The organism is Vibrio ulleungensis, assembly GCF_016900875.1.
In the GTDB taxonomy this organism is placed as follows: Bacteria; Pseudomonadota; Gammaproteobacteria; order Enterobacterales; family Vibrionaceae; genus Vibrio; species Vibrio ulleungensis.
The window spans coordinates 17,686-35,043 of the sequence record NZ_JAFEUM010000011.1; the positions used below are offsets into that span (position 1 = coordinate 17,686).

A 17,358-nucleotide genomic window follows, 5' to 3' on the forward strand; every position below is an offset into this window, starting at 1 on the left:
CACGCTATTTAGGCATTACTTAAAACCGCCATCGCAAGCATAAGTAGTGGGATTTGTTGACCGTTTTCAAACATGACATTGCCATCTTTGATTACGCCTTGTAATTGATACCCTTGGCCATCATCGGTCATTATCTCCATGATCATCAGCTCATCAATAACTTGTTCAAGCATAGGAAACGACTCAACCAGTGGTTTGGTGACGTATGCACTAAAGCCACCATCTACCGCGATAAGCATCTCGTAGATATCTGTGCTCGATGCTTGCTCAGGCCAATTTAATTGCCATGTGGAGCTCACACTGCCACCACCAAGTTCAAAACTAAGCTGCTCTTGTTCCAGCGATAGACCGTTTGCAAGTAGCAAGACAAGAGTGTCGAACATTTCAGCGGTTTGTTGATCAGTTAATGCGTTACCGCTAGATAGTTCAGCAAGCCTATTCACGGCGTTCGAATCAAAGCCTCCAGCGTTCATAGCAACAACAATATTGTTTGCTTCAATGTCAATATTCTTCAACTGTTCGACATCGAGTTTGTATGCAGTACCATAAGTATTAGTTTCATCGTCAAAAGAGGTTGAAAAGTCATAATTAATGCCGCTAACCTGGGCATTGAAGCCAGACTCTGGTTCATTGAATGTTACGCTGCCAATCGTAAACTTTTGATTACCAAGCCAAAGTTGATTATCAAACACGCCGTCAGCGGTTACCTCAATGTCAGCAAACTCTAACTCTGCACCGAAATCGTCCTGTACTCTAATTGAAGGCGAGGCAATTTCGTATTGAATGGTCTGATTGGGCTCAACGCTCCCCTTCACCTGCCAAGATGGGATAGTCAGAACTGCACTGTCTTCTAGCATCACACTAAACGCATTTGAATAGGCTAAGTGAATATCGGTCGCACCATTTAATAGCGTCTTGGATTCAATGACGAGCGCATCGCTGTCCCAGTTTTGAATTGTCGAATCAGAAGTAACAGAAATGAGTCCATGCACAATATCGTGAGTGAGTAAAAATTCTGTAGGTAACCCTAAATCTTGAAGTTGCTGTTTCGCCAGCTCGGCTTCTACCACCACTTTTGTGGTCGCCTCTGATGACAAATAGCCTCTTTGATAATCAATTAGTTCTATAGAAACATTACTGTTATCAATGGAAGTCACTAAATCGTCAAAGGCTGTGTGGGCTATTTGCCCAACCGCGAGTGGCCAACAACCTAATAGTGCAATTCCACCGCCAACAGCGCCATAAAACTTAAGAGATTTCATTAACTTTCGCTTACTTCACAGAAAATAGTTGGCATTAGTGTAAGCAAAGCCGGCCCAAATTACACCTTAAAAATCATCTCTTTTAGCCCTATCGAGTCAGTCAGCCTTTAAATACTATGGACAGAAAGTCACCTTTTTACCGTCATTGTGGCGCTAAAAATGGTAGTACCAAAGGCAAGTTTCCTTTATAGTGCAGGGATAAAGCTGGCGAAGGTAAAAAATGGACCATCAGCCAAGGATATAACGAAAACGGGTTATACAAATTATGCGCAAAATTCTTATCGCAACTTTAGCCATTGGCACAGTATTTGGTACTTCTGCCTACGCTGCTGAAATGCCTACCACCATGAGCAACTTCAATTACGACTACTTCGATGCTCGTATCGGTATGGCACCTCTAACATTCGGTGCTGGTATCAGTAAGTCTATCCACCCCAACGCTCACTTTTTGGCTTCAATCGACTCTAAGCTAGACGATGATTTTAACTCTAAAGTTGGTCTTGGCTTTCACGCTCCAATTAATAACTGGGCGGATCTTACTGGCTTAATGGCACTTCGCGTTGCTGCTACTGAAACTCACACCACCGATACCGGTATGGAAATCAACTTAGGTGTGCGTCAATGGCTTGGTCCACAGTTTGAGGTTGGTGGTAACGTTGGTTACCTATCTATCTTCGACAAAGAAGATGTTATTGGTAGCGTGTACGGCCGCTTCCATGCTACTGAGTTATTTTCAATCGGTTTCCAAGGTATGATCAACGATATCTACGATAACCAATTCATGCTTACTACTCGCTTCAACTTTTAAGCATAGATAATGAATTAGTGATCAGCCGCGTTATTAGACGCGGCTTTTTTATGCGTGCGTGACAGCGAGACGCTCAATTCCTCTTTGCATTCATCGGACAACAACTGCCAGTGGACACCTTGAAGCGCACCAGCAAATTTGAACAAAAGAGCGTCATTAACTTGTTGCCCATAAATCGCTTCGACTCTGCGATACACTTCTACTGCACCTAACTCTCTAAAAGATTCAATGTCACTGACACCAGATTTAGTGACCATCCTCTCTAAAGTGAGTCGCATATTGGGCAGGTCACGTATGCGCTTTTCTTTGTGCTTAACGCCTACTTTGTCAACTCGAGATTGATGTTTGGCTAGTGCCTCTAACTGCATAAATAACGCCCGGTCTTTTTGAAAAATCTCCGTTACATCGTAATAATCAACCGCCACTCTCACGGTTTTTTTAACCTGCGTATAACGCACACATTGGTAACGCTCAAAGGATGCATTTAGAGCACCGCCACCTCTTAGATACACTCGATGTTCATCAATCAACACAAACATTGCTCGATGATAAAACAGTCCAATTCCACCAAACATTGCTTTAAATTTTATCGATTGTTGCGCCAAACAATGACATAGGTAATTGTCCAATTGCTTTTGCATACTGTCTCCAACTTGCCAAAAGGTTAAAGCTAACTCAGCGAGAACAATTCACTGGGTTAGAGTGTGAAGTTGGGACCTAATTGCCTATTTTCTTAATCGAGTTGTAAAACGTTGCACACCAAAGTAGCGCCCACTCCCAAATTCCTAAAAAGTTCTGTGAAAACGGGACCCTAACTCCTCTTGCCATCATCAATGTTCAGCGTTAATGTGTCGCTTCAAGCCGCACGCACTCTTTTTGATGGACGTTTTACTACAAGGATTTCACATGTTCTGGAGCATGTTGCTCATATTTTTGCCTCTTTTTATTGGTTTTTTCGTTCCCGTACCAAGAAGTTCGATACCCGTTGTCTCTAAAGCCACTCAGCGCATCATTTATCTTATTTTGGCGTTAATGGGTTTGTCGATTGCACAACTGGATAACCTTGCGCAAAATCTAGCGCAAATCGGTCATTTCTCATTCATATTCTTTGCCGTATTGTCAGTGAGTAACTTGGTTGCATTGCATTTTTTAAATCATCACATTGATATCGTTACACAAGCACAGCTCAAGCAACTGCCATTGGGGAAAATGGCGCTAGAATCACTTAAACTGATCGTTGTGGTTGGCGGTGGGTTCTTGCTTGGGCTTGCCATTCAACAGCCGATAACTTGGCTAGACAGTCTTAATGAAGTCATTTTGATGCTGCTGCTGTTCCTAATTGGAATCGAACTGGGCAACAGTGGAATGAGCTTAAAGCAGATATTTGTTAACCGTAACGGAATCTTAATCGCTGTGACTGTGGCATTAAGTTCATGGTTAGGCGGTATAGCCTGCAGTGTTGTTTTAGACATCCCCGTGCACAAGGCACTCGCATTGTCATCAGGGTTTGGATGGTATTCACTGGCAGGTATTTTAATGACCGACCATTTGGGCCCGGTATACGGTGGCGCATCCTTTATCATCGAGCTTGGCCGAGAGCTGGTTGCGCTGGTACTGATTCCGTTTTTTATGATCCGAAAACCTGCCACTGCAATCGGATACGCTGGTGCAACCGCAATGGACTTTACCTTGCCCGTGATCCAAGCAAGCGGAGGGATTCGTTGTGTCCCTGTCGCAATTGTCAGTGGATTCTTACTCAGCCTAGCAGTGCCCTTTTTTATGCTATTTTTTGTGAGTTTAGGAGGATAGGTTTAGTCTATGAACCAGAAATTTGATATGGTGAGCGCAAAACAAAAGGAACGTTGTATGAAAATTTCGTGGAAGCCCCTACTGCCCTTAATTGTTGCCTTCAGCTCGTCTTCATTTGCAGCTGATACGCAATGCCTAACCGACAAATATCAAGCTTACGTAAACGCCTCGATATCGTGGTACAAACAGCTGTCAGATCTGGCAACGGCACATGACCCTGATCTCGCAGAAGTGAGCCAATGGTATGTCGAAGAGCGTATTCATCACTTCGAATTGAATCAACTCGCCGTTGAATACTACTTGCAAAGCGGTTCAAGTAAAGTCAACACCGCGTTACCCGTTGAGTCATGGTTACAGTTATCACAACAAGATATTAAAGCACTCACAGAGCGCACCGATGCGCTCGGCGACGCTGCAAAATTAAGCTTTGAAGAGCGACAACGCACGCCTCATACGCAAAATTATGAGTTGCGCAGCGCATTCGCCGATATCCTCAGCGACCCTGCTGCTATCGCTGCGCCTTTGGATGCGTATAACAGTCAAGTCACTGCCGCAGCTGAAATTTCCTGCGACTAGGCAAAAAATGGCGAGACAAACTAGCACTTTTCCGCTAAATTGTTTCGCCTTGTTTCACTTCCAGCAAGTCTAAACGCTCTATGAATGCCACCCATCGTTCTGCTCTCGTTAACTTTGATAGTCTACTTAGGATATTCACTATTCCTGAGGGGCCAGATTCGACCCTAACTCAGATCGAAGAGAAACTCTCGGGCAACCTTAATGAGTTTCTAAAAGAGGCCATCGTTGCTGAAGAAAAACCGCTCAGTGAAATAGAACATCGATTCGCCAACGCGCACATTCCAGAAATGCCAGAGTTTGTTTCCGAACATACCGAGCACTTGATGGATAACCTGGTGGCGCATTCGGTTCATACAGCGGCGCCAAGCTTTATTGGGCACATGACATCGGCACTGCCTTATTACCTGATGCCTCTGTCAAAAATCATGATTGCACTCAATCAAAATCTGGTAAAGATCGAAACCAGTAAGGCATTCACTCCGTTAGAGCGTCAAGTGTTAGGTATGATGCACAATCTTGTTTATCAGCAAGACGAACCATTTTATCAGCGCTGGATGCACAGTGCTCAACACTCGTTAGGCGCATTTTGCTCCGGTGGCACCATTGCCAATATTACTGCTCTGTGGGTTGCGAGAAACAAACTGTTTGCCCCTTGTGAAGGATTCGGCGGTGTGACACAAGATGGGATGGTTGCAGCACTTCGACACTACGGTTTTGATGATACTGCGATATTGGTGTCTAGCCGTGGTCACTACTCTTTAAGTAAATCAGCTGACGTGCTTGGCATAGGTCGAAAAAATGTCATCGCAATAGACACCGACGAGCACAACAAACTCTCTATCCCAGCACTTAAACTGCAGCTTGAGGAGTTAAAACAAAATAACATTCGACCGCTGGCGGTTGTAGGTATCGCAGGTACCACAGAAACAGGTAATGTCGATCCTTTGGACGAAATTGCCGCCGTATGCCAGCAGCATCAGATCCATTTCCACGTCGATGCAGCATGGGGTGGCGCAACACTGATGTCTAATCAATACCGTCACCTACTAAAAGGGATTGAGCAAGCTGACTCCGTGACAATTGATGCTCACAAACAGCTGTACATCCCAATGGGTGCGGGTCTCGTGGTGTTTAAAAACCCCAACGATATGACCAGTGTCGAGCACCACGCTGCATATATTCTTCGTAAAGGCTCCAAAGATTTGGGCGCTCACACATTAGAGGGCTCTCGCTCCGGTATGGCTATGCTGCTTTATTCAAGCATGCACATCATCAGTCGACCAGGCTACGAGCTTTTGATCAATCAAAGTATCGAAAAAGCCCACTACTTTGCGAAACTCATCAAAGATCATCCAGATTTCGAATTGGTGACTGAGCCTGAATTGTGCCTGCTTACCTATCGCTTTGTCCCTGCATTCGTACAACAAAAATTGCGTGTAGCAAATTTACAAGAAAAGCAGCGCATAAACAGTTTGCTGAACGACTTCACCATTGCGCTTCAAAAGCGCCAGCGTGAGAATGGCCGCTCTTTTGTATCAAGAACGACGTTAAACCCGCATCAGTATCATCAACAATCTATTAATGTATTCAGGGTCGTACTGGCAAACCCACTTACAACAGAAGCGATTTTAGACAGCATCATTACTGAGCAACAAGAATTGGGTCAGGAGTTCGGCTATTTTATGGATAAGTTACGATGCCTCTGTAAATAATGCTGCTAAATGAAAAAAACAAACAGCTTACATTCAATACCTGAAATTTAATTTCCTTTATCGGTAAGTAACACGTCAAAACTGGGCAAGTTAAGCCGCTAAATGCTGAAAATTTAATCGAAGAATTTCCAAAACTGAAAGTTTTGTTTGAACTTAGTCATATTATAGGGAAATAGCCCCTTCATTATTTAGGTTTTATTACACCTCGCTGTGCTATTGGGTTTATACTCGAAAGATACACGTCAGCTTTATACGCCCTACCGTATTTGGTTGATATGCCCGAGACCAAGACCGATAGAGCTATGAATACATTAGAAAAAGTTCAAAAGAATCTCGAGAATTTCAGTAAGAGTGAACGTAAAGTTGCTGAAGTCATATTGGCTTCTCCGCAAACCGCAATCCACTCTAGTATTGCCACACTTGCAAAACTTGCTGATGTTAGTGAACCTACAGTAAACCGATTTTGTCGTCGCTTAGACACCAAAGGGTTTCCAGACTTTAAATTGCATCTGGCACAAAGTCTTGCAAACGGGACCCCTTATGTGAATCGAAATGTCGAAGAAGACGATGGCCCAGATGCCTATACACATAAGATCTTTGAATCAACTATGGCGTGCTTGGATGTGGCAAAAAACAGCCTTGATCCAATGCAAGTAAATCGCGCCGTTGATCTATTGACTCAGGCGAAGCGCATCTCCTTTTTTGGTCAAGGAGCATCATCATCGGTTGCTAAAGACGCTCAGAATAAGTTTATTCGTTTTAATATCCCGATTGCACGCTTCGACGATGTAGTTATGCAACGTATGAGCTGCATAAATTGCACCGATAATGATGTGGTTGTCTTGATTTCTCATACTGGCCGCACCAAGAGTACGGTAGAAATCGCCAATCTCGCGCGCGACAATGGCGCTACAGTTATCGCTATTACAGCGAAAGACTCACCACTCGATAAAGCCAGTTCACTATCAATCACATTGGAAATTCCAGAAGATACTGACGTTTACATGCCAATGGCAAGCCGCATCGTACAGATGACGGTCATTGACGTCCTAGCAACTGGGTTTACCCTGCGACGTGGTACTGGCTTTAGAGAAAATTTGAGACGCGTAAAAGACGCCTTGAAAGACTCGCGTTACGACAAAGACTCGCATTACTAGACAACAACTTAAAAAGGCGCAGCAGCGCCTTTTTTTATCTTTGCCCATTTATCCCTATACTGAACCATTCACAATGATTACAAGGAGCGTAATAAAGTGATGAAAATAGTATTAACTGTATTGGTGATAGTCGCCGTACTCGTTTTGATCGTTTTGAATAACGATAACGCGCTCGCGATGGTGTGTAGCACATTTGATGTAGTACAAGAGCAATATCCAGTAGAGTGCAGTAAAGCGAGAGTAATTTCCGCGTTCTAAACTCTCTTGTCGTAATATACAAAAAAGGAGCACTTCGCTCCTTTTTGATTTATCGCCTAGTCTAATTCTGTCCTGAATAACCTATTCTGACACTGCATCTTCAACATCACCTTTTACGGGTGACGTTTGATGACACTGGCACACCTGACTCAATATATATTCCAAGCGTTCTTGGGTGAGCGGGAGTGGATTCCCTTTAATCGCCACAGTTTTCATTGCGTCTTGGCTAACGGAGTTAAACGACGTATCACACAAGCCAAATTCGGTGAGCTCTGGGATATCGAGCTTGGCTAACATGGCTTTAACCCACTCGACCCCATCACTATGACTGGCATCTTCCCGACCCGTCAGTAATTTTGCGATAGTGCGGTAGCGAGTCAACAGATCGTTTCGTCCCGCAGACTTAGCCGCCTTGATGTTCTCTTGCATAACATATGGAGCAAGCCTTGAAGAGATCACACTATGTGGTGCAGCGATTTTCCCTCCTAAAGCGGACGCAAGTCCATGCGCGGCCCCCAACTTAGCATTGGTTATGGCCATTCCTCCAAGCATTGCTGCAAAGGAGAGATCCGAGCGAGCTCGTGGGTTGTCTTGTCGACACCCCGCCACAATGGATGCGGAAATCCGTCTTAAACCCTCTTCACATATCATATCGGTTAAAGGATTGGGCTCGCCACATACATAGGCTTCCATCAAGTGTGTAAATGCATCCAAGGCACCTCGAGCTGAGGTGTAAGCATCGGTTCCATAGGTCAACATTGGGTCGACAATTGCAACGTCCGCTAACATGTCTGGACTTCGCAGGCTCACTTTAACTTGATCTTGATTGGATTTGAGCACTGCGTTTTTCGTGACTTCCGACCCCGTACTAGCGGTGGTAGGAATAGCAATAAATGGCAGTGGTTTGGTTTTTAGAGGGACATTACGGCCAACGACTTCAACATAGTCGTATAAACTGCCACTGTTTGGTATAAGTGCTGCAAGCGCTTTACCCATATCGATAGCGCTACCGCCACCAATCGCTACCACCATGTCAGGTCTAAATTTACGCGCCAGTGTGGCTGTCTCTTCCACCATTGTAATTTGCGGTTCAGCAGAGATCGATATGTGCTGATAACGCATATTTTGAGAATGGATATAGTTGATGAGTGGCTGGGCTCGGTTCAGGTCTTTACCTGTGATCAGCAGCACCGAGTAACCAAACTGATTGAGAGTAGAAAGAGAGTTTTGGTACGCTCCTTCCCCAAAGATGATCCGTGTGGACGTCATGAACTGAAACATAGTACTCCCTTTTGTGCGAATGACACCAATATAGAGTGACGAGCTTTAGTTGATTAGGTATTGATCTAGTTCAATTATTGCACACTATTAGTGCCATGAAATTATAAACCAGTTAAGTAATACCCAGCAGCTGTAAAATGAGTTGATGACATACAATTTTTTTTATATATACCGTTGTAAACCAACTCACTTGCCCACATCATTAGAATAATCTCTTATATCGTGTGTAAGTACAGCCTGATTATAGATTGGTTTTGCCTATCACATCGATAGATTTAACAAGTTTTGCTATTGAATCGAGCATCGGTACAATGGGAATTAACACTCCACATAGGAAGGAAATTTAATGTTTGTTGTTATTTTTGGTCGCCCTGGTTGCCCATTTTGTGTTCGTGCTAAAGAGCACGCAGAAACGCTTAAAGAAAAGCGTGACGATTTTAACTTCCGCTATGTGGACATACATGCTGAAGGCATTTCTAAAGCTGACCTAGAAAAAACCGTTGGTAAGCCTGTTGAAACTGTACCGCAAATCTTCATCGACCAAGACCACATTGGTGGATGCACTGAATTTGAAGCCTACGCAAAAGACAATTTAGGTCTTTTCGACTAATCTTCTGATTTATAGGCAATAAAAAGCGGGTCTTGATATTTCAAGACCCGCTTTTTTTATAGCTAATGTGGCTAGATTTGAATAAAGCTGTGAGCGACTTGAGTATCAACATCCGCTTCGTAATCAACGCCATCGACACCAAAACCAAACAAGCTTAAAAACTCTTCTTTATACTCAACGTAATCAGTAAGTTCTTTAAGATTGTCAGTAGTCACTTGAGGCCATAGTTCACGACAGTGTTTCTGGATATCTTCGCGAAGCTCCCAATCGTCGAGACGTAGGCGATTTTTATCGTCCACTTCTGCTGCACTACCGTCTTCTTTATAAAGACGTTGACTAAACATACGATAGATTTGCTCCATGCATCCCTCGTGAACACCTTCTTCGCGCATTTTCTTAAACACCATCGCGATATATAAAGGCATGACTGGGATCGCAGAGCTTGCTTGTGTCACAACTGATTTAAGAACGGCAACGTTAGCACTACCACCGGTTGCTGATAACTTCTCGTTAAGAGCGGCGGCTGCTCGATCAAGGTCCATTTTCGCACGGCCAAGAGCACCATCCCAGTAGATTGGCCAGGTAAGCTCAGTACCTATATAGCTATAGGCTACGGTTTTGCATGCAGGTGCTAACACATCCGCTTTCGCTAATGCGTCTAACCACAGTTCCCAATCTTCTCCACCCATAACGGTAACAGTGTCGGCAATCTCTTGTTCCGTCGCTGGTTCAACGCTCGCTTCGATGATTGCGTCTTTGTTGGTATCTACCGCTGTTGCAGTATACGTTTCGCCGATAGGCTTAAGGGCCGAGCGAATCAACTCGCCGCTATCAGGCAGTTTACGAACCGGAGAAGCTAATGAATAGACGACCATATCAATCTGACCTAGGTCTTGTTTGATAAGATCGATGGTTTTTTGCTTAGCGTCATGCGAGAACGCATCACCATTTAAGCTTTTAGAATACAAACCAGCTTCTGTTGCAAGTTTGTCGAACGCTGCGGCGTTGTAAAAACCTGCGGTACCTGGCTTACGCTCAGTGCCTTCTTTTTCAAAAAAGACGCCAATAGTAGATGCATCACCGCCAAAAGCTGCTGCGATTCGAGAAGAAAGGCCGTAACCGCTTGACGAGCCAATTACCAGCACTCGTTTCGGTGCGTTTTTGATCTTACCCTGCGCTTTTGTGTAGGCGATTTGTTGTTTTACGTTTGCTTCACACCCTACTGGATGAGTAGTGGTACAAATAAATCCACGAATTCGAGGTTTAATAATCATTGTTCGGTTCCTTAAAATTTCTGCCTTAGGATAATGATTCCTATGCAGTTTCGCACCCTAAATCTTCTCAATATAGGCGAAATGTGAAGTGGTTGGAGCACTCAATAGTGGAATCTTAAGCCCAAAAACCGGTATTGATGTCTCAAATGCCCGAAATTAGTCTCTAAAATTGATGCATATCACGCGAATGCCGTTTTTAGCCTCTACACTAAAAATAGACCCAAAATTAAAACATTCACTCGGGCTGTATGGAGGAATTCACCATGGACACTACATTCATTGTCAATTTTATTGGTAAGGCGACCCCAGCCACCATTAAAGAACTTACCGCAATTACTCATGAAAATGGCGGCAAGTGGCTAATAAGTAAAGTGAATTTTATTGAAGATCAAGTCGCAGCAGTGGTGAAAATTAATCTACCGAAACAAAATGAAGAAACGGTAAAAAACGCCTTCTGTGACTATAAAGATCTCATTGTTCAATTCGTAGATTCAAACGCTTCTATGCATGCGAAAAGCGAGATATTTAGCTTACGTATCGATGCGAATGATCGAGCGGGTATCGTCAATGAAATCACTCAGGTTCTGGACGATCAGGGAATACACATTGTCGATATGGATTGTCACCGAGTCTTTGTTGCCGGCGGCGGCGGCGTGAGTTCGAGCTTATTTAGCGCTCAAGTCGCAATACAAATACCGAGCCAGATCAGCATCGACGATATTACCAATGAATTGGAGTCACTGAGCGAAGATACTCGTGTGATCATCACAACTTAACTCACTACGAAGCCTCACCGCTAATAGCTGTGCAATTACGCCATATCTGAAGTTGTCCTCAGATATGGCGTGTTTTATTTGAAGAGCTAGCTCACGCTCCATTGAGATAGTGAGCGTTTAAAGTCGTTATAATCAAATTCGTTCAGTTTCTCAATGTCGCCATTGCCACGTTTGCAGTACACCGACGGCATCCGTAGACCATTAAACCAGTTAAGTTTTACCATGGTATAACCCGCACTGTCTAATATGTGCAGACGCTGACCGATATTTAGTGGCTCATTAAAGCGAGTTTCACAAAATTGGTCACCCGCTAAACAAGAACATGAGCCGATCACATATTCGTGCTCGCCCTGTTCGTCAGCTTCTAATATCGACGCAGGCTCATCGTAAATCAGCGTATCAAGTCTGTGCGCTTCAGTAGCAGAATCAACAATCGCCGTCTTTTTATGGTTATCTACGATATCAACTACGGTGACTACGAGATCGGTGGTTTTAGTAATGATTGCCTCACCTGGCTCCAAATACAGTTGCACACCGTGTTTGTCAGAAAACGCCTTTAACGCAGCAGCCAATTTTGGGATGTCATAACCAGGCCAAGTAAAGAAGACACCTCCACCTAGACTCACCCAGCTCATTGCGTCTAAGTATTGGCCGAATTGCTCTGAGATAGAATCAAGCAATGTGATAAATGCATCCACATCCTTATTTTCACAGTTCATGTGAAACATCACACCCTCAACGCTCGCCAATGCGTCTGCTTGAATATGGTTTGCCTGCACCCCTAGGCGGGAAAATGCTCTAGCGGGATCCGCCAAATCCTGTCCGGCGTAGCTCACACCAGGGTTAAGACGAAGGCCAATGGATGCCTTACCTTCAACCAGATGACGATAAGCCGCCAACTGCGATTGCGAGTTAAAGATCATTTTGTCACAAACATCGGCAACGTCTAATACATCTTGTTCGCTGTACCCCACGCTGTACGCATGTGTCTCTCCACCAAAGGTTTCGTGACCTAGCTTAACCTCATAGGGACCACTACTAGTGGTGCCATCTAAATAGGGTTTTATGATGTCAAACACGCCCCAAGTCGAAAAACACTTAAGCGCTAATACAAGCTTCACACCAGAGAGCTCTTTTAGTTGCTTTGCTTTATCAAGGTTGGCGACAAGCTTCTGCTCATCAATCATAAAATAGGGCGTTTTTATGGTGGTATCGTTCATAGGAATATGTCTAGGAGTCGTTGTAAGGAAAAAGCCGATGCACTGCATCGGCTTTAGTTTGAGTCTTGGGTTTTATTATTTCAAGATTTTGATGTCTGGCTGCGCAACATCGAGTTCTTGTACGTGCCAATCCAAACCAATTTCTGGCATGGTTTCTAGGAACGGATCCGGGTCGAGTTGCTCCATGTTGAACACACCCTTGTCTGCCCACTTGCCACGGAAAAATTGTAATGCCGCAGTAATAGCAGGAACACCGGTTGTGTATGAAATGGCTTGATGCTCTACATCTTCATAAGCAACTTCGTGATCGGCATTATTGTAAATAAATACGCTACGCGGCTTACCGTCTTTTTGCCCTTGAACCCAAGTACCGATACAGGTTTTACCTGTATACCCAGGAGCCAACGAAGTAGGATCAGGCAGCAGCGCCTTAAGTACGTGCAGCGGCTGAACGACAGTGCCATCGTGCAGCGTAAGAGGATCCGGGCTCAATAGGCCAATATCACGCATGCAGTTAAAGTAATTGAGGTATTGATCACCAAAACCCATCCAAAATTCAATGCGCTTAGCAGGGATGAACTCTTGCATTGAGCGAACTTCATCGTGTGCCATAGAGTACACTTTGTGCTTTCCAACGAGCGGAAAATCAAACTCCAACATACGTGAGTGACAAGGTACCTGTTTCCACTCTTCGTTTTCCCAGTAGAAAGAGTCACCTTGGATCTCTAACATATTGGTTTCAGGATCGAAGTTGGTTGCAAACTTTTTACCGTGGTCGCCAGCATTAACGTCCATCACATCGATGGTGTCTATCTCATCAAACAAATGCTTAACGGCATAAGCAGCAAAGACCGACACCACACCTGGATCAAATCCCGCACCAAGAATTCCAGTGATACCCGCTTGTTCAAACTTTTCACGGTATCCCCACTGCCAATCGTACGCTTGAGGAACCTGCTGGCCTTCCGAGCATAAATCCACCGCTACAGACGTATCCAAGTAGTTTACTTTCGCTTGATAGCACGCTTCCATGATCGTCATGTTGACCCAAGGAGGCCCTGCATTGATCACGAGATCAGGCTTAACTTCTTTGATCAGCGCAACCAACGCTTCTACATCGTCTGCGTTTACTGCGCGAGCGTCTAGTTTTTTAGTTGAATCTTTTAAGTTGTTCTTTTTATTAATTGATTCAATGATTTTTTCACACTTCGACACTGTGCGAGATGCGATTGTAATATCACCCAGTACGTCGTTGTTTTGCGCCGCTTTATGCGCCACAACCCAACCAACGCCGCCCGCACCAATTTGAAGAATTGCCATGTTTTTTATTTCCTATACTTGTTCACTCAAGAAGCGTTCAGTTCAAGAGCTAACGCATCGATGTCGTTTAATAATTGTTCAAAGTCTGACAGAGTCAAACAGGGGTTAAGAATCGTTAACTTAAGGGCTGTTTTACCCGCTATGACGGTTTCACCCAGCACTGCTACGCCGCGCACCAATGCTTGGATGCGAACGTTTTGATTCAGTGCATCCAACGAATCCATGGATCCATGTGTCGCTCTAAAGAGCACTGTCGACAAGCTTGGTTTTGCCAACAGCTCAAAGTGTTCGTTTTGATTAACGAGCTCTGCAACTTGCAGGGTCTGATCTAATAGGTGGTCATACATGCGACCCAACTCGTGTGCGCCTACATTTTGCATCGTCATAAACACTTTGAGAGCATCAAATCGCTTAGTTGTAGCAATAGACTTATCCACTAAGTTTGGCAACTCATCGTGTTCACGATTCAGATAATCCGCATGGTGCAATAAGAACTTAAAGTTCGACTTGTCATTGACCAATAGAGCGCCACAACTGATTGTTTGGTAGAACAGTTTGTGAAAATCAACACTAATCGACGACGCTTTTTCAATGCCTTTTAAACGAGGCTTAGCTTGGCTAAATATCAACGCGCCGCCGTAAGCACCGTCAACATGCATCCATAAATTATGCAAAGAAGCGACTTGAGCGATTGTGTCGAGATCATCAATAGCACCGTGGTCGGTTGTACCCGCTGTACCTACTACCGCAAATGGAATCAAACCTTCTGCTTTTGCGTTAGCAACGACTGACTCAAGCAGTTCTGCCTTCATCGTGCCGTCTTGGTTAGCTGGAACGGTTAATACCGCCTTTTCCCCGAGCCCCATCCACGACGCAGATTTTTGCACGGTGAAGTGTGCGTTTTCAGAGCATACAATGCGTAACTTACTCGCATAATCAGGTAGCCCCAGTTTTTGAATTGAGTGCCCATCGGTATAATCAGCAATCCAGTCACGGGCTAACATCAATCCCATCTGATTAGATTGTGTCCCGCCACTGGTAATGATGCCGTCCGATGCCGTGCTCATCTCGTATTTCTCACACAACCAATCAACCACTTTTTGCTCGACATACGTAGCCGCAGAAGCTTGATCCCAAGAGTCCATGGATTGATTTAGCACTGCAATGATCGACTCGGCCACAATAGAAGGCATTAACGGTGGCGTATGCAAATGCGCGATGCAATTTGGGTGTTGGGTAAAGATAGAGTGATTAACCACCAATTCAGCCGTTTCATTCACTACGTCTTGCAGATCGAAATTATGCGAATCTAAATCTACTTGATTAATCGCCGCTTCCAACGCTTTAGGCTCTAAGCCTGAGTATGGCTTATCGACGGCTTCAAACACCTGCTTCAGTTTCTGAGTCGTATGACGCATCACTTTAGCAAATTCGTCTGCGCCTCTTTCACCAGTCTGGATAAAGTGCTTTTTCCACTCTTCGTGTGCCGCTGAAGGTGCAACTAACTCGCCACCAGCAGCAAGAATCGCTTGCTCAATCACACGTAGAGCAAAGTCTATTTGCTCAAAGCTAATAATAAGTGGTGGCAAAAATCGCAATACCGAACCATTGCGTCCACCTTTTTCAACCATTAGGCCACGCTCAAGTGCGGCGCGTTGAATGGCAAGAGTAAGCTCGCCATCGGCGATTGGCTCACCAAATTTATTGAGTTTGCCTTGCGTGTTTTTAATCTCAACACCTAGCATCAAACCTTTACCACGCACATCGGCGATGCAGTTCACGCGGCTTTGAATACTTTCAAGACCCATGCGTAGATAATTACCCGCAATGTTGGCGTGCTCAACCAAACTATCACGCTCAATGATCTCAAGCGCTTTTGCACCAGACACCATCGCTAATTGGTTACCGCGAAATGTGCCCGTATGCTCGCCTGCATTCCAAGTATCAATCTCTTTTTTGAACACCAACAAAGACATCGGCAGTCCACCGCCAATGGCTTTGGACAAACACAAAATGTCAGGCGCAATACCGGCTTCTTCAAACGCAAAGCGATAGCCAGTTTTACCAACACCACATTGAATTTCATCTAGAATAAGTAGGATTTCGTGCTCGTCGCAGATTCGACGAAGCTCTTTCATCCATTGTACAGGTGCAGGGATCACGCCCCCTTCTCCCTGCACAGGCTCTACAATGATCGCAGCAGGCTTCATAATCCCAGCTTCATCGTCATTGAGTAAGCGTTCGATATAGCGAATGCCTGCGTTAGCACCCTCTTCACCGCCTAAACCAAATGGACAGCGTAGGTCATACGGGAACGGCATAAAGTGTACGTCCGACATCAAACCGGTGCGACGTGCCTTGGTACCAAGGTTACCCATCATTCCCATCGTGCCGTTTGTCATGCCATGATAAGCACCACGGAACGCAAACATAGTGTTGCGGCCTGTTGTTTGTTTCGCCAACTTGATCGCAGCTTCAACCGCGTCAGCACCTGATGGGCCACAAAATTGTATCGCAGAGTTATTGGAAAACTCTTTAGGCAAAAACGCTTTAACTCGCTTAATAAACGTATCTTTCGCTTCCGTGGTAATATCTAAGGTCTGATACGGTAAACCAGAATCTAACTGCGCCTTAAGAGCTTGGTTGATCTCTGGGTGGTTATAGCCTAGCGCTAACGTTCCTGCCCCAGCCAGACAGTCTAAAAAGACTTGCCCACGAGTATCTTCAACGAGCGCACCATAAGCGCGTTTAATCGCGATGGGAATGCGACGTGGATAAGACCGCACTTCAGATTCATGCTGCTGTTGATCCAGCAAAATTTGGTCAGGAGAAAGATCGTACAAACCGTCGGTTTGCGGCACCGCAAATGGGAAGGCCTTCTCTAAAGAAGACATTTCGAATTCGAAAGCAGAGCTCATTTAATTACCTATAGGATAAACAGCAGCGCATACAGCTGAAGCACTGATAAAACAGGGGGATCAACACTAACGCTAACAGTCGCGTTAGAATCAAATAGATTTGCTAGGGGATCGAACGATCAAGGTTCGGTGATAACACTGCAGTTTGGTACGACACAGCTGACAGAAGATTGATTATTTTTCATGTTGGGTGCCTTTGAGTGATGTCAGCCTCACTAGTGTGAGTATCCATGACATTTACTATCCCATCTACTAAATAGCGACTCTATTTAGTACCTACTATACGCAAGACATCATCAGCGGGATGCGCTTGCGCGTCACTTTTGGCTACAGGCCAAGATTGCGGCCAATATTACCAAAATTTAACGTAGTGGCAA

The 17,358-nt window shown here is 44.6% G+C and carries 15 protein-coding genes; 8 read left to right on the forward strand and 7 right to left on the reverse strand.

The annotated features are described in order from the left end of the window. Nucleotides 1-8: 8 nt before the first annotated feature. The gene (locus JQC93_RS18750) at nt 9-1,262 is read right to left on the reverse strand and encodes a DUF945 family protein (protein WP_205159875.1); all 1,254 of its coding nucleotides are present in this window, start codon (nt 1,260-1,262) and stop codon (nt 9-11) included. A gap of 265 nt (nt 1,263-1,527) precedes the next feature. On the opposite strand from JQC93_RS18750, the gene JQC93_RS18755 reads away from it, so the two are divergent. After that, nucleotides 1,528-2,070, forward strand: coding sequence for a hypothetical protein (locus JQC93_RS18755; RefSeq protein ID WP_205159876.1), 543 nt, complete (start codon nt 1,528-1,530; stop codon nt 2,068-2,070). A gap of 14 nt (nt 2,071-2,084) precedes the next feature. Here the strand turns inward: JQC93_RS18755 and JQC93_RS18760 are convergent, their stop codons facing one another. Continuing rightward, on the reverse strand, nt 2,085-2,711 hold the full coding sequence (locus JQC93_RS18760) for a TfoX/Sxy family DNA transformation protein (protein WP_205159877.1): 627 nt from the start codon (nt 2,709-2,711) through the stop codon (nt 2,085-2,087). Between the two features lie 265 nt (nt 2,712-2,976). Between JQC93_RS18760 and JQC93_RS18765 the strand changes: the two genes are divergently transcribed. From JQC93_RS18765 to JQC93_RS18785, 5 genes are all read left to right on the forward strand, one after another. Further along, the gene (locus JQC93_RS18765) at nt 2,977-3,879 is read left to right on the forward strand and encodes a lysine exporter LysO family protein (protein ID WP_205159878.1); all 903 of its coding nucleotides are present in this window, start codon (nt 2,977-2,979) and stop codon (nt 3,877-3,879) included. Between the two features lie 57 nt (nt 3,880-3,936). Beyond that, nucleotides 3,937-4,455 carry a hypothetical protein gene (locus JQC93_RS18770; RefSeq protein WP_205159879.1) on the forward strand — a complete coding sequence of 173 codons (519 nt, stop codon included), beginning with the start codon at nt 3,937-3,939 and terminating at the stop codon, nt 4,453-4,455. Between the two features lie 80 nt (nt 4,456-4,535). Continuing rightward, nucleotides 4,536-6,167 (forward strand): pyridoxal-dependent aspartate 1-decarboxylase PanP, encoded by a 1,632-nt coding sequence (gene panP, locus JQC93_RS18775; RefSeq protein ID WP_205159880.1) that lies wholly within the window; start codon nt 4,536-4,538, stop codon nt 6,165-6,167. Nucleotides 6,168-6,469: 302 nt separating this feature from the next. After that, nucleotides 6,470-7,324: a MurR/RpiR family transcriptional regulator gene (locus JQC93_RS18780; protein WP_084885556.1), complete on the forward strand. Its 855-nt coding sequence runs from the start codon at nt 6,470-6,472 to the stop codon at nt 7,322-7,324. A gap of 99 nt (nt 7,325-7,423) precedes the next feature. Continuing rightward, nucleotides 7,424-7,582: a hypothetical protein gene (locus JQC93_RS18785; protein ID WP_205159881.1), complete on the forward strand. Its 159-nt coding sequence runs from the start codon at nt 7,424-7,426 to the stop codon at nt 7,580-7,582. Between the two features lie 81 nt (nt 7,583-7,663). Here JQC93_RS18785 and JQC93_RS18790 read toward each other — a convergent pair whose 3' ends face one another. Continuing rightward, on the reverse strand, nt 7,664-8,863 hold the full coding sequence (locus tag JQC93_RS18790) for an iron-containing alcohol dehydrogenase (protein ID WP_205159882.1): 1,200 nt from the start codon (nt 8,861-8,863) through the stop codon (nt 7,664-7,666). Between the two features lie 346 nt (nt 8,864-9,209). On the opposite strand from JQC93_RS18790, the gene JQC93_RS18795 reads away from it, so the two are divergent. Beyond that, a complete protein-coding gene (locus tag JQC93_RS18795; RefSeq protein ID WP_084885559.1) occupies nt 9,210-9,473 on the forward strand; it encodes a GrxA family glutaredoxin in 264 nt (87 codons plus the stop codon). 71 nt (nt 9,474-9,544) lie between these two features. Here the strand turns inward: JQC93_RS18795 and fabV are convergent, their stop codons facing one another. Further along, nucleotides 9,545-10,747 carry an enoyl-ACP reductase FabV gene (gene fabV, locus JQC93_RS18800; protein ID WP_205159883.1) on the reverse strand — a complete coding sequence of 401 codons (1,203 nt, stop codon included), beginning with the start codon at nt 10,745-10,747 and terminating at the stop codon, nt 9,545-9,547. 263 nt (nt 10,748-11,010) lie between these two features. On the opposite strand from fabV, the gene JQC93_RS18805 reads away from it, so the two are divergent. Next, the gene (locus tag JQC93_RS18805) at nt 11,011-11,523 is read left to right on the forward strand and encodes a glycine cleavage system protein R (protein ID WP_205159884.1); all 513 of its coding nucleotides are present in this window, start codon (nt 11,011-11,013) and stop codon (nt 11,521-11,523) included. 86 nt (nt 11,524-11,609) lie between these two features. Here JQC93_RS18805 and nspC read toward each other — a convergent pair whose 3' ends face one another. The 3 genes from nspC to JQC93_RS18820 all read right to left on the reverse strand — a co-directional run bounded on the left by nspC (nt 11,610) and on the right by JQC93_RS18820 (nt 16,981). Then, entirely contained in the window at nt 11,610-12,743 is a 1,134-nt protein-coding gene (gene nspC / locus JQC93_RS18810) for a carboxynorspermidine decarboxylase (protein WP_205159885.1), read from the reverse strand. Between the two features lie 75 nt (nt 12,744-12,818). Then, the gene (locus JQC93_RS18815; RefSeq protein ID WP_205159886.1) at nt 12,819-14,063 is read right to left on the reverse strand and encodes a carboxynorspermidine synthase; all 1,245 of its coding nucleotides are present in this window, start codon (nt 14,061-14,063) and stop codon (nt 12,819-12,821) included. Nucleotides 14,064-14,089: 26 nt separating this feature from the next. Beyond that, the gene (locus JQC93_RS18820) at nt 14,090-16,981 is read right to left on the reverse strand and encodes a pyridoxal phosphate-dependent class III aminotransferase (protein WP_205159887.1); all 2,892 of its coding nucleotides are present in this window, start codon (nt 16,979-16,981) and stop codon (nt 14,090-14,092) included. Nucleotides 16,982-17,358: the final 377 nt, after the last annotated feature.